Origin of the sequence: Pseudonocardia aurantiaca, from assembly GCF_039526725.1 — a bacterium.
GTDB classification, from domain to species: Bacteria; Actinomycetota; Actinomycetes; order Mycobacteriales; family Pseudonocardiaceae; genus Pseudonocardia; species Pseudonocardia aurantiaca.
On sequence record NZ_BAAAJG010000003.1, the window covers coordinates 394562 to 406458 of the forward strand.

An 11897-nucleotide genomic window follows, 5' to 3' on the forward strand; every position below is an offset into this window, starting at 1 on the left:
GCACATGCCGGAGCAGCTCAGACGGGCGCGCCTCCGAACGCGATCTCGTTGCCGTCGGGGTCGCGAAACAGCGCCTTGCGTACGCCGTTGGGGTACGTCTCCCGCTTCACGGGTTTGATCCCGCGTACGGCGATCTGCGCGATGCGGGTGTCGAAATCATCGATGAAGATCGTCTGGATGGAGTGACCCGCGTGCTCGGCGTTCTCCTCGATCACCAGCGAGCGGTGGTCGGCCAGCTCCCACACCGCCTCGGCGTCGGATGCGACGAAGTCCGGCTCCGAGCCGAGCAACCGGGCGTACCAGGACCGGGCAGCTTGGTAGTCCCGGACGTAGATCCCGGCGTACAGGTCGAGTGGCACGGCAGCATGCTGGCACGGCGAGTGGATCAGTACAGCGGCCAGGCTGCCGACCGCGGCGCCCTCTGCACGACGAAGGCCCAGCTCCGATGTGGACATCGGGTGGGCTGGGCCTTCGGTGAGAGCGGATGACGGGAATCGAACCCGCGTTCTCAGCTTGGGAAGCTGATGTTCTACCATTGAACTACATCCGCACTGTGCTTTCGTCAGCGTAGCAGCTCACTCTGGGTAGTCGACCAAGCCTCTTCCGTACGCCCATCGGAGTGGTTCTCACCCGGGCGGCGCCGACAGCGGGGATGAGGGCTCGACGGCCGGTAGATCGCCGGTTCACACTTTAAGGGCCCGCAAGGCCAGCTCCCCCGGCCGCGAAGGACTCCCGCCATGACCGAGTTGAACCCACAGCACAGCTCGCTCCCGGAGCAGGATCACGACCACGACGTTCTCCTGATCGCTGGGAGCCGACCGGATGTCGCGCGACTCGCCCCTGTCGCCACGGCGTTCGCCGAGTCCGACCGCATCCGCGCGCTCACCGTCGCCACCGGGCCCGACCCGATGTCCGTCCACGAGGCGTTCGAGGCGCTCGGGGTGCCTGCTGACATCACCCAGCTCCTCCGCGAGCCCCCGGCCCCGCAGCCCGCTGCTATCGCGTCGATCCTCATGAGCCGGCTCGACGAGCTGCTCGTGGACCTCGATCCGTCTGCCGTGATGGTCTACGGCGGCGGGATGACCGCGGCAGTCGCGGCGCAGGTGGCGTTCTGGCGGCAGATCCCCGTCGTGCACCTGCAGACCGGCGTCGGCACGGAGGATCTGCTCTGCCCGTTCCCCCAGGAGGCCAACCGGCGCATCATCGGCCAGCTCGCCTCGCTCTTCCTCGCCACGGCGAGCTCCGGGCTCAACCCGCCGACGGGGCCGAACGAGATCCGGGTCGGCGAGACGATGTACGCGAATCGGCAACCGGCCGACCTCCAGTTCGCCCGGCTGGTTCGGCGGGCGCGCGCGGGTGGTCCGCGGCTGGTGCTGGTCGGGCTCGACCGCGCCGACTCGCTGGGTGTCCTCGCGGGCCTGCCCGAGCTTCTCGACCTCGAATCGGACATGGAGCTTGTGGTGTTCGGCGAGCTCGCGGCGCACGGGGCCGCCTACCCACTCTTGCAGCACGAACGGGCCACGGTCGTGCACAACATGCCCCTCGCGGAGCTGGTCCAGCTCATGGCGGCGAGCGCCGTGCTCGTCTCGGACAACCCCGAGCTGGTCGCCGATGCGCCCGGTTTCGGCACCCCCGCGGTGCTGGTCGACGGCCCGCACGTCGCGCAGCCGGGCGACTCGATCCGCAGCATCCTCAGTCCGGCGGTAATGACCACGGTCCGGCAGCTACTCGCCACCGCGGGCGTCACTCCGGTGCCGACATCGGATGGTCTGGAGGCCGCGCGTGTGGAGCAGGCGGTCGCCTGGATGTTCGGGCTCTGCCCCTCGCCGCTGCTCAGCTCGCCGTTCCCGTCGAGCACCGAGGTCTGACCGGCGCCGCCGCGCCATTACTCTGGCGCCGTGCTGCTCTCCGACGGTGACCTGCGTAAGGAGCTCGAGTCGGGACGGCTGATGCTCACGCCCTGGGATCCGGAGATGCTCCAGCCGTCGAGCATCGACGTGCGGCTCGACCGTTTCTTCCGGGTGTTCCAGAACTCCCGATACACCCACATCGACCCCGCGAAGCAGCAGGACGAGCTGACCTCGCCGGTCGAGACCGAGGATGACGAGCCGTTCGTGCTGCACCCCGGGGAGTTCGTGCTGGGGTCGACGTTCGAGTCCGTCACGCTCCCCGACGATCTGGCGGGGCGGCTGGAGGGCAAGTCGAGCCTTGGAAGGCTGGGCCTCCTCACCCACTCGACGGCCGGCTTCATCGATCCTGGATTCACCGGGCACATCACGCTGGAGTTGTCGAACGTCGCGAACCTGCCGATCACGCTCTGGCCGGGCATGAAGATCGGGCAGCTCTGCCTCTTCCGACTCTCCAGCCCGGCTGAGCGCCCCTACGGCAGCGCGGGCGTCGGCTCCCGCTACCAGGGGCAGCGGGGGCCCACGCCGTCGCGCGCCCACCTGAACTTCCACCGGGCAGACACCCGCCGCTGACCTCTCGTGGTCAGCGCCGGGGATCCCAGCGGAAGCGGCGCAGCGCCACCGCGCCGAGAACCAGAGGCCAGGCCACGAGCGCGGCGAGCGGCGGCACGATCGCGGGCATCCCTGCGGTTCCGGCAGCCCAGCTCCCACCCGTCATGGCCAGCTGGGCGAGATCCCCGATCGCTCCTCCCGGCATGACCGAAAGGGCGGGCCACCACCCCTCACCCGGCGCGATCGCGGCCACGACACCCACGCCGAGCATCACGAACATCAGCGGCAGCGTCGTGATCTGCGCGCGTTCCGGCGACGGGGTGACGATGCTGGTCGCAAGTGCCGCCGTCACGACGAGGGCGAGCCCGCCCATCACTGCGAGCACCAGAGGAAGGGGATCATTCGGCGACGGTGCCCCGATCCCGACGTTCACCACTGCGAACACCACCAGCTGAACGACGCCGAGCACGACACTCGGTGCCAGCGTCGCCACGATCAGGCCGCGGTCGGACAGGCCGCTCGTCCGCATCCGCTTGAGCACGCCGCTGTGCCGCCGCGCCACCAGCGTCTGCGTGGCCGTCAGGTACACGCCCATCGCCAGCGCCACGGCGAGCTGCAGCGTGATGCTGACGGCATGCCGGGCAGGGTCGTCCACGCCGCCGAACTGGAAGGCCCACAACACGCCCAACCCGAGTGGCAGCACCAGGGAGGACACGGCCACCGTCTTGTTGCGCAGGATCAGCCGGACCTCCGTCGCGGCCAGGGCCAGCACCCGGCCTGCCGCCGTCCCGCCTGCCGCCGTTGTCGTCGGTGCGGTCATGGCCGCCTCACCCCCGTCTGGTCGGAGCGCACCGCGTGGTAGATGTCGGCCAGCGAGGCCGGGGCGGCGCGCAGGTCGGACAGCCGCACCCCGCGAGCGGCCGCCCAGGTCAGGAACGTCGTGAGGTCCCCCTGCAGGTCGGCCGTCTGCACCTGCACCCGGTCCGCCTCGCGGCGGGCCGAACCCGCCAGGCGCGGTAGGTCGGCGAGGTCGGCCGGCAGCGTGGCCGAGAAGCGCGCGGGCTGTGCCGCGACGATGTCGGCCAGCGTCCCGGCCACGGCGACCCGGCCCTCGTGCATGATCGCCACCTGGTCGGCCAGGGCCTCGGCCTCCTCGAGGTAGTGCGTTGTCAGCACGACCGTGCGGCCGGCCTCCTGCAGCTCCTGGATCGCGTCCCACGTCCGCCTGCGGGACTCCGGGTCCAGTCCCGTCGTCGGCTCGTCGAGGATCACCAGCTCCGGAGTCCCCCACACCGCCATGGCCAGGTCGAGACGCCGCTTCTCGCCGCCCGAGAGCTTCCCGACGGGCACGTCCCGGCGCTCCAACAGGTCGAAGCGCTCCAACAGCCGCCCTGGGCGGTCCGGCCGATCGGCGAGGCGCTGCCAGAGCACGAGCGTCTCCGCGACCGTCAGGTCCTCGACGAACCCGCCCTCCTGGAGCTGTACGCCCATGCGCGCGCTCAGCTCGTTGCGCTGGGTGGCGGGGTCGAGCCCGAGCACCGATACGCTGCCGCTGCTGTGTGTGCAGAAGCCCTGCAGCACTTCAAGTGTGGTGGTCTTGCCCGCTCCGTTCGTGCCGAGCAGCGCGAAGATCTCGCCGCGGTGCACGTCTAGGTCGATGCCCCGCACGGCCTCGAACGCGCCGTAGTGGACGTGGAGGCCGCGCACGGAGATGGCGGACCGCGGGTCCGGCGGGGCCGCCGCCAGACCCGCTCGGTGGGTCGTCTGCGTCATGGCGCAACCTTCGCGATCGGCGCCACCCCGCTGGTAGTACCGCTGATCACGAGTGCGGCTGACACCGCGCAGCAACCGGGATGACAGGTGTCATCAACTCGGCTGCCGGAGCACGGGCGTCCGATACGTTCCCGTCGTGGACGTCTCGCCGCTGGCCGGAGCCGAGGAGCGGAAGGTCCGCGCCGCCCGTCGGTTCGGCCTGATCGGGCTGCTGATCACCACCGGCTGGCTGTTCATCGTCCCGATGTCCATGACATGGAACGGCTGGCCGTCCGCCGGCTACACCGTCGCGCTGGTGGCACTGTTCGTCGTCGCGCTCGCCCTGCATGTGTGGCGGATCCGTGAGCTCACGAAGTCGCTCGGCCATCGGGCGCCGGTGTGGTTCATGATCGCGGCCACAGCCATCGGGCTGGCGGTGTCGCTGGTCGCGCTCGCCGGCGGGCCGGTCGGGTTCGTCTGGGCGATCGTCAGCGGGGTGCTGCTCGGCGACATCGTCGGTGGCCTGCGCGCTCGCTGGATCGCGGCATGGGTGCTCTCGTCGGCCGCCGTGGTGTTCTGCGCCGGCTACCTGATCACCCTCCAGACCGTCGACGCGGCCCGGTCGCCCGCGGTTCCGTACGTCATCGCCGGCCTCGCCGCGTTCATGGTCGGCTCGATGTGGACCCTCGACGTCGAGCGACTGTGGTGGCTCAAGGCCGTGACGGACCTGGACGATTCACGCCGCGCCGCCGCCGAGCTGGCGACTGCCCGCGAGCGGCTGCGCCTGGCCGACGACCTGCACGACATCCTCGGCCACGCTCTGGAGGTGGTGGCGTTCAAGAGCGAGCTGGCCTCGCGGCTGCAGGGGACCGACCCCGACCGCGCCTGCGCCGAGATGGAGGAGGTGCAACGGGTCGCCCGCGAGTCGCTCACCGAGGTGCGGGCGCTCGTGCGCGACACCCGCAGCACCGACCTCGTCACGGAGCTGGCAGGGGCGCGGGCGGTGCTCGGCTCCGCCGGGGTGGACCTCGTCGTGCGCGGCGAACCCGCCTCCGTCGGGCCCACCGCCCGCAACGTCCTGGGCCGCGTGCTGCGGGAGGCGATGACGAACGTGCTCCGGCACGCCGCGCCGAGTCACTGCACGATCGAGATCGACGTGACGGACGGGAAGGCCCGGCTGCGGGTCGTCAACGACGGCGCGCTCCCCGGCCACGGCGCCGAGCTGGGCACCGGGCTCGCGGCACTCGGCCGCTACCTCGACGAGCACGCAGGCCGGCTCGATGCGGGTCCCGGTCCGGACGGGACCTTCCGGCTCGACGCCGTGCTGCCCGGGGCTGCCCGGTGACCACGGTGCCGATCCGGCTCGTGCTCGCGGACGACGAGTCGCTGACCCGCGGTGCTGTCGGGGCACTGCTCGGCCTCGAACCCGACCTCGTCGTCGTCGCCGAGGCAGGCACCGGCGACGAGGCCATCGCGCGAGTCCGCGAGCACCGGCCCGACGTCGCCGTGCTCGACGTGGAGATGCCGGGTCGCGACGGGGCGGAGGTGGCCCAATGGGTCGCGGCGAACGAGCCCGGCACCCGCTGCATCATCCTCACCAGGCACGCCCGGCCCGGGGTACTGCGGCGGGCGCTCGCGGCCGGCGCCACCGGCTTCGTCACGAAGAGCGCCCCGGCCACTTTGCTGGCCGACGTCATCCGCCGGGTGCACGGCGGCGGACGCTACGTCGACCCGGACCTCGCAATGACCGCGCTGATGGCGGAGGAGTGCCCGCTGACCGACCGCGAGCTGGACGTCCTGCGCGCCGTCGACATCTCCGGCACCGCCACCGACATCGCAGGCCGGGTCCACCTGTCCCCAGGCACGGTGCGCAACTACCTGTCGTCGGCGATGCAGAAGCTGGGTGCGGGCACCCGGATGGAAGCGGTGCAGAGGGCGCGTGACCACGGCTGGCTCTGACGGTCAGCGGGTGGCGCGGAAGTACGCGGCCCCCGCCCTGTGGTCGATCTCCGCTGCGTCGGCGAGGCCCGCCGCGCGCATGCGCTCGGGGATCGCGTCACCCGTGTTGGCGTCAAGGCGGGGGGTTCTGCGGTGCAGCATCCGAGCGAGCGGGCCCTGGTGGCTGCCGCCGAAGTCCATGAGGTGCAGGCTCCCGCCCGGCCTGAGCACCCTGCGGACCTCGGCGAGGGTTCGGCGCTTCTCGTCCTCGTCGAGGTGGTGGAACATCAGGGACGAGAGCACCCGGTCGACACTCGCGTCCGCGTAGGGCAGCTCGGCAGCTGTGCCGAGGTCCCACTGGACCCGCAGGCCACGGCGCCCGGCCTTGCGGCGCGCCACGGCGAGGGCCAGCGGGTCCAGATCGAGCCCGACGACCTCGGCGTCCGGGTGACGGCGAGCTACGAGCAGTGCCAGGTTCCCGGTGCCGGTGCCGATCTCCAGCACCCGTTGCCCCGGTCGCACCGCGGCCTGGTCTGCGAGCCTGCGGTGCCCGGCACGCGCGCCGAGCAGCAAGGTGAACACGTCGTAGAACGGCAGCAGCCGGTCATGGCCCATCGCGGGCAGGTAACCGTGCCCGTGACCCTTCGTGTGCGGTGCCTTGTCTGCCATGGTGCGATGCTCCGTCCGATGCGACGATGTTCCGGTGCCGCTGCCCAGTCTGAAGGGCCAACATCCAGGCCACGATGGTCCATCTGCGGGAGCTCTGGGACGTTCTTCGGTTCTGCTTCCTCCCGCCGACACCGGGAGGCGGGTCGAGGGGGGCGCGCCCGTCTACGGCTACCGCCGGGTGCCGGGAGTGCCGCCGGTCGGCGTCGTGCGCTGCGAGCCCGGGGAGCTCCAACCCGGAGGGTTCCTCCGCGGGCGCTCCCATGCGCACGACTTCCTCGTCCTGCTCCACGTCGAGCGCGGCGGCGGCACCTTCCAACTGGACGGGCGGTCGTGGCCGCTCGAAGCCGGAGATGTGTTCGTCATCGGGCCGGGCCAGGTGGTCGATTCCGGCGGCACCGACGACCTGGACTCGGTCGCCTGCCGGGCCGTCTTCTTCCCGGCGGACGTGCTCGAGTCCGCCGCGCCGGGCACCTTCCTGTCCTGGCGGTCGCACCCGCTGCTGTTCCCGTTCGTCCGCGGCGTGGCGGGCGGTGCGCAGCGGCTCCGCGTGCCGACCCGGGAGCGGGCCGGCTTCGCCGCCCGCATCGCCGCGCTCGAACGGGAGTTGGACGAGCGGCGTGACGGTTACAACGAGGCCGTGCTCGCCCACCTCACGCTGCTGCTCGTGGCGGTGTCCCGGCTCGCGGCAGACGTCCCGGACGACCTCGCCGTGCGCGACGAGCCGCTGCTCGCCGCCGTGTTCGACGCGATCGAGGCGGGCTATCGGCGCCCGATCTCCCTGCGGGACGTCGCGGACGCCGTCGGGCTCACACCGGGACACCTCACGACGGTGGTCGGGCGCAAGACCGGCCGCACCGTCCAGCAGTGGCTCACCGAGCGGCGGATGACGGAGGCGCGGCGGCTGCTCGCCACGACGGACCTCACTGTGGAGGTCGTGGCTGGGCGAGTCGGCTACCAGGACCCCGGCTACTTCACCAAGCGGTTCCGGCGCAGCCACGGCGTCGCGCCACTGGAGTGGCGCCGCGCCGGCCGCGACCCGGGCGGCGTCCGGAGCGACGACACACGGCGACTGCTGGGACACGGACCGTCCGACCGGTAGCCTCGGGCGGCGTGGAGGAGCGAGGCACCACCCCACCCCCGTGGCTTCCTGCCCCCCGGCCGGACGCCGGCCCGCCGGCGTTCCCCCCACCGCCGAGCGCACCACCTCCCGGCCCGCCCCCGCACGGCCCACGGCCTCGCTTCGACTGGCGGCGGTTCACCCGGTCCCCCCGCGGCGCCGCGGGCGTGGCGGTGCTGGCCGCCGCCCTCCTGCTCTGGCCCTTCGCGGGGCTGTCCTGGATCCCGTGGCTGATCGGCCTCGCCGCACTGATCGTGCTGCGGGTGCTGCGACTCGACGGACCGCTGCGCGGCTGGGACCTCCCGCTCGCCGGCCTCGCGGTTGTCATCGGGTTGATGATGAGCACCGGCCCATGGGCGTGGGCGCTCGCGGCGAGCATTGGAGTGCTGCTCGCCGGGCTCGCGCAGTTGCCATGGTGGCGGCTTGCGGCGGTGGGGGCGGTGTTGTGCTTGATCAGCGGCGTGGGCTACGGCTTGTCGGCGTACCAAGCCCGCATAGACGCGGAACAGGTTGCGGCGCAGGCCGGTAATCAGATCCGCACGGAGCTGGGAACTTCGCGCTTCGACACGGTCCTCCCCGCATTGGCGAGGGCAGTGGCGGACAACAATCCGGCTCGGTTCTGCAACTTGCTGGTGTCGGATGCGGAGCCGCGATTCGTGGCGGCCTCCGGTAGCGCGGACTGCAGTTCCGCTGTCGTCCGGCTCGCATCACAGGTACGAAGCCCTCGCGAATACTCGCAGCCAAAAGCAGCGATCACTGAGCAGACTGGCGGCTGGATTGTTGATGCTTGTGCGATGACCTGGCCGGCGCCGGAAGCCGGGCCTCAGTTGGGCAGGTTCCGCGTTGAGCAGGCAGGCCTCGGTGGCGGATTCGTCGTGACGGACTACCAGCCCTGCTGAGATTCGGGACGTGCGCTGACCAGAGGCTCTGCTCCTGGTCGGCGCAATACCCGTTGTGCTGAGCTGTCGTTAGTCGTCGCGCCGATCTTGCATCGCGGAGTCGGCGCTTGCGCCCGCGCCGAGGGCGTCCACCTCGCCGTTTGCCTTCCCGTTGCTTGCGCCGTCACCGCGCTTGACGGAGGCCAGGAGCATCTGTGAGACGTCGAGGATCTCGACGCCTGCGCCCTTGTCCTCGCTTTGGCGTTGGGTGAGGCCGTCGGTGAACATCACGCGGCAGAACGGGCAGCCGGTGGCGATCTGCTCGGCGCCGGTGCCGAGGGCCTCGTCGACGCGTTCGAGGTTGACTCGTTTGCCGATGGTCTCCTCCATCCACATGCGGGCGCCGCCGGCGCCGCAGCAGAAGGAGCGGTCGGCGTGCCGCGGCATCTCGGCCAGGCGCACCCCGGCGGCGCCGACGAGCTCGCGGGGCTCCTCGTAGATTTCGTTGTGCCGGCCGAGGTAGCAGGGGTCGTGGTAGGTGACGTCGGTCCTCGCGCCGTCGGGGGCGGCGACCGGCACCAGACGGCCCTCCCGGACCAGTTTGTTGAGCAGCTGCGTGTGGTGCACCACCTCGTAGTGCCCGTCCAGCTGCGGGTACTCGCGGCCGAGGGTGTTGAGGCAGTGCGGGCAGGTGGTGACGATCTTGCGGGTGCCGGGCTCGCGGCCCTCGAACACCGTGTCGAGCATCTCCACGTTCTGCTGCGCGAGCATCTGGAAGAGGAACTCGTTGCCGGAGCGGCGGGCGGGGTCGCCGGTGCAGCCCTCCTCCGAGCCGAGCACCACGTAGTTCACGCCGGCGCGGTGCAGCAGCTCGGCGGTGGCGCGGACGGTCTTCTTGGCGTTGTCGTCGAACGCGCCGGCGCAGCCGACCCAGAACAGGTACTCCGTGTCCGTGGCGAGTTCGCCGTCGAACACCGGCACCTCGAAGTCGAGGCTCTTGGTCCAGTCCAGCCGGTCCTTGGCGTTCTGGCCCCAGGGGTTGCCCTTGTTCTCCAGGTTGCGGAACAGCGCACCCAGCTCGGAGGGGAACTCCGACTCGATGAGCACCTGGTGGCGGCGCATGTCGACGATGTGGTCGACGTGCTCGATGTCCACCGGGCACTGTTCCACGCAGGCCCCGCAGGTGGTGCAGGACCACAGCACGTCCGGGTCGATCACCCCGCCGGCCTCCAGGGTCCCCACCAGCGGCCGCATGGCCTGCTCGGGGCCCGACCCCGGCACCCGGCCGAACCCGGACTCGGGGACGTGGTGGCCGTGCCCGCCGGCCTGGTCGGCGCTGCCCTTGACGGAGACCGCGCCCTCTTCCGGCATGTCCTTGCCGTCGATGAGGTAGGGCGCCTTCGCGAGCAGGTGGTCGCGCAGGTCCATGATCACGAGCTTCGGGGAGAGTGGCTTGCCGGTGTTCCAGGCCGGGCATTGGGACTGGCAGCGCCCGCACTCGGTGCAGGTGGCGAAGTCGAGCATGCCCTTCCAGGTGAAGTCCTCGACCTTGCCGCGCCCGAACGCGGCGTCGTCGGGTGGGTCCTCGAAGTCGATCGGGGCGCCGTTGTGCTCGATGGGTTGCAGCGGGCCCAGCGCCTTGGGCAGGCGTTTGGCCGAGACGTTGATCGGCGCGGTGAAGATGTGCAGGTGCTTGCTGTAGGCGATGATCACCGTGAAGATCAGCATCACGCCGATGTGCAGCAGCAGCCCGACGCTCTCCAGCACCTGCAGCGTGCCCGTCGACAACCCGGCCTGGCCGAACAGCTGCCCGACGCCGATGGAGACGAACGCGCCCGAGGGGTAGGGGAACACGCCGAGCGCCGAGGCCGCGCCGCGGAAGAAGAACATCGTCCACAGCACGTTGAAGATCATGAACAGGATCAGCCACGCCCCGCCGGTGTGGCTGCCGTAGAACCGTGACGCCCGCGCCTTCCGTTGCGGGGCGTTGCGGATCCGGATGACCGCGAACACGCCCAGCGAGACCAGCGCCGCCGCGGCGATGAAGTCCTGCAGGAACCCGAGCACCGGCCAGCGGCCGATCAGCGGGATGTGGAAGTCGTGGTCGAACAGCGCCCCGTAGGCCTCGAGGTACACCGTGATCAAGATCACGAACGCCCAGAAGGTGAAGAAGTGTGCGAGGCCGGGCACCGACCACCGCAGCAGCTTGCGCTGCCCGAACACCTCCACGACCTGCGCTTTCAGCCGCTCGTTCAGCCCTTCGAGCCGGTCGTTCGCGGGCTGGCCCGATTTGATCAGCTTGTAGAGCCAGAAGGCCCGGCGGCCCGAGACCGCGAGCGCGAGCGCGGTCATCGCCAGTCCGATGACGAGTCTGACAACCACGGGCTTCCTCCCAGGACTGGCCGGCGGTGCGGGCGGGCGGCCGATGCGGAGCAGCGTAGACGGGCGCCTCAGCGCCCTCTCTCATCTGCGGCGACGTCGGTCGGGCATGCAACCTACTCACGAGTAACTGTGGGTCCGTTGCGACCCTAACGCGTGGTTCGGACGTGTGCGGGCCGCAACGGTCCGTCGTTCGTCACTCAATCGGTCAAGACGGGCCATCCGGTGCCGATGCTGATCAATCACCCTGTCGGCGGACGGCCGTGGCTGTGCGTGTTGCTGCGTGTCTGCTGGGTGGATGACCCTCTATGCTCCCGCTGGTCAGCATGGTCTACTCGAAGTCGGGAAGGTCGAGAAGACCGGGTCGGGCGATCGCCAGCCCGAGGGGGTCGGGCACGCGGCAGCCTCGGTTGGCAGTGCCACGAGGATGGAGCCGTCATGACCGCACCGGAGGCCGTTGTGCTCTCGCTCGCTCAGGGCGTGACGTCGGCGCCTCTGCAGACGTGGATCCAGGACAACGTGGTCCCGCTCATCCTGCTGGGCATCGCGATCATCCTGCTCTGGATCGGCGGCCGTGGTGACAACGCAGGCGTCGCCCGCCGCAGCGTCGGGCTGATCATCGGCCTCGTCGCCCTCGGCATCGCGGTTTCCGGCAACGGCCCGGAGATCGGCAGCTTCCTGGCCAGCCTCATCACTGGGTGACGG

General features: G+C 70.8%; 12 protein-coding genes and 1 tRNA gene. 7 read left to right on the top strand and 6 right to left on the bottom strand.

Translation table 11 applies throughout. The features are described 5' to 3' along the window. Positions 1-17: 17 nt before the first annotated feature. On the bottom strand, positions 18-359 hold the full coding sequence (locus ABD143_RS06455) for a VOC family protein (RefSeq protein WP_343972587.1): 342 nt from the start codon (positions 357-359) through the stop codon (positions 18-20). 120 nt (positions 360-479) lie between these two features. Further along, positions 480-550: transfer RNA gene (locus ABD143_RS06460), tRNA-Gly, on the bottom strand. A 187-nt stretch (positions 551-737) separates the two neighbouring features. Here ABD143_RS06460 and ABD143_RS06465 point away from each other — a divergent pair. Next, positions 738-1868: a UDP-N-acetylglucosamine 2-epimerase gene (locus ABD143_RS06465; RefSeq protein WP_343972590.1), complete on the top strand. Its 1131-nt coding sequence runs from the start codon at positions 738-740 to the stop codon at positions 1866-1868. Positions 1869-1898: 30 nt separating this feature from the next. Further along, positions 1899-2480, top strand: coding sequence for a dCTP deaminase (dcd, locus tag ABD143_RS06470; protein WP_343972593.1), 582 nt, complete (start codon positions 1899-1901; stop codon positions 2478-2480). 10 nt (positions 2481-2490) lie between these two features. Here the strand turns inward: dcd and ABD143_RS06475 are convergent, their stop codons facing one another. Then, entirely contained in the window at positions 2491-3279 is a 789-nt protein-coding gene (locus tag ABD143_RS06475) for an ABC transporter permease (protein WP_343972596.1), read from the bottom strand. After that, a complete protein-coding gene (locus ABD143_RS06480; RefSeq protein ID WP_343972599.1) occupies positions 3276-4232 on the bottom strand; it encodes an ABC transporter ATP-binding protein in 957 nt (318 codons plus the stop codon). The genes ABD143_RS06475 and ABD143_RS06480 overlap by 4 nt, the downstream gene beginning before the upstream one ends. Positions 4233-4368: 136 nt before the next feature. Here ABD143_RS06480 and ABD143_RS06485 point away from each other — a divergent pair, with 136 nt between their 5' ends. Both ABD143_RS06485 and ABD143_RS06490 read left to right on the top strand, forming a co-directional pair. Continuing rightward, a complete protein-coding gene (locus tag ABD143_RS06485) occupies positions 4369-5556 on the top strand; it encodes a histidine kinase (RefSeq protein WP_343972603.1) in 1188 nt (395 codons plus the stop codon). A 5-nt stretch (positions 5557-5561) separates the two neighbouring features. Next, positions 5562-6170, top strand: coding sequence for a response regulator transcription factor (locus ABD143_RS06490; RefSeq protein WP_343973401.1), 609 nt, complete (start codon positions 5562-5564; stop codon positions 6168-6170). Between the two features lie 3 nt (positions 6171-6173). On the opposite strand, the gene ABD143_RS06495 is transcribed toward ABD143_RS06490, so the two are convergent. Then, positions 6174-6818: a class I SAM-dependent methyltransferase gene (locus tag ABD143_RS06495; RefSeq protein WP_343972606.1), complete on the bottom strand. Its 645-nt coding sequence runs from the start codon at positions 6816-6818 to the stop codon at positions 6174-6176. Between the two features lie 187 nt (positions 6819-7005). Here ABD143_RS06495 and ABD143_RS06500 point away from each other — a divergent pair, with 187 nt between their 5' ends. Further along, positions 7006-7917 carry an AraC family transcriptional regulator gene (locus tag ABD143_RS06500; protein ID WP_343972609.1) on the top strand — a complete coding sequence of 304 codons (912 nt, stop codon included), beginning with the start codon at positions 7006-7008 and terminating at the stop codon, positions 7915-7917. A 185-nt stretch (positions 7918-8102) separates the two neighbouring features. Beyond that, positions 8103-8834, top strand: coding sequence for a hypothetical protein (locus tag ABD143_RS06505; RefSeq protein ID WP_343972612.1), 732 nt, complete (start codon positions 8103-8105; stop codon positions 8832-8834). A 69-nt stretch (positions 8835-8903) separates the two neighbouring features. Here the strand turns inward: ABD143_RS06505 and ABD143_RS06510 are convergent, their stop codons facing one another. Next, positions 8904-11195, bottom strand: coding sequence for a heterodisulfide reductase-related iron-sulfur binding cluster (locus tag ABD143_RS06510; RefSeq protein ID WP_343972615.1), 2292 nt, complete (start codon positions 11193-11195; stop codon positions 8904-8906). Positions 11196-11630: 435 nt separating this feature from the next. On the opposite strand from ABD143_RS06510, the gene ABD143_RS06515 reads away from it, so the two are divergent. Continuing rightward, positions 11631-11894, top strand: a complete 264-nt coding sequence (locus ABD143_RS06515) for a hypothetical protein (protein ID WP_343972618.1) — start codon at positions 11631-11633, stop codon at positions 11892-11894. Positions 11895-11897 lie beyond the last annotated feature (3 nt).

Coding starts and splice junctions, on each gene's coding strand:
- ABD143_RS06465 (WP_343972590.1), top strand. CDS start 738: ATGACCGAGTTGAACCCACAGCACAGCTCGCTCCCGGAGCAGGATCAC.
- ABD143_RS06475 (WP_343972596.1), bottom strand. CDS start 3,279: ATGACCGCACCGACGACAACGGCGGCAGGCGGGACGGCGGCAGGCCGG.
- ABD143_RS06480 (WP_343972599.1), bottom strand. CDS start 4,232: ATGACGCAGACGACCCACCGAGCGGGTCTGGCGGCGGCCCCGCCGGAC.
- ABD143_RS06495 (WP_343972606.1), bottom strand. CDS start 6,818: ATGGCAGACAAGGCACCGCACACGAAGGGTCACGGGCACGGTTACCTG.
- ABD143_RS06515 (WP_343972618.1), top strand. CDS start 11,631: ATGACCGCACCGGAGGCCGTTGTGCTCTCGCTCGCTCAGGGCGTGACG.